This window comes from Mycobacterium sp. NGS34, from assembly GCF_059812845.1.
Genome location: NZ_JCALDM010000066.1, coordinates 1 through 442, shown reverse-complemented (window position 1 = coordinate 442; position 442 = coordinate 1). Strand labels below are relative to the sequence as shown.

The window sequence follows — 442 nt, the reverse complement described above, 5'->3', positions numbered from 1 at the left end:
GGTGGTTTCATGCGGTCGATGCAACAGCCGGTGGTTTAAACGGGTCTGAGAGTAGTTCATCGAGGGCTTCGGCTGGTGTTTTCCAGCCCAAGGTTTCGCGGGGCCGGCGGTTGAGTTTGGCCGCGACGTAGTCCAGGTAGTCAGCCGGAAACACTGACAGGTCGGCGCCTTTAGCAAAGTATTGGCGCAGTAGCCCATTGGTGTTTTCGTTGGTCCCGCGCTGCCACGGCTTGTGCGGATCGCAGAAGTAGATGTCCAGTTCGGCGGCCTCGGCGATGACGGCGTGATTCGCCATCTCGCGGCCTTGGTCCCAGGTCAGGGTCTTGCGCAGGATCGCCGGCAGCTGTGCCATTTTGGCGACGATCGCTTCCTGGACGGCCGGGGCGGTGTGGTCAGCGGGCAGGTGCAGCAGCATCACAAACCGGGTCATCCGCTCGACGAG

1 protein-coding gene is annotated in these 442 nt (G+C 62.0%); it reads right to left on the bottom strand.

Annotated features, from left to right (window positions below; genetic code table 11):
* Nucleotides 1-7: 7 nt before the first annotated feature.
* Nucleotides 8-442, bottom strand: a 435-nt coding sequence (locus AC5Y7V_RS31410; RefSeq protein ID WP_499883796.1) for an IS30 family transposase, incomplete at its 5' end; no start/stop codon positions are given.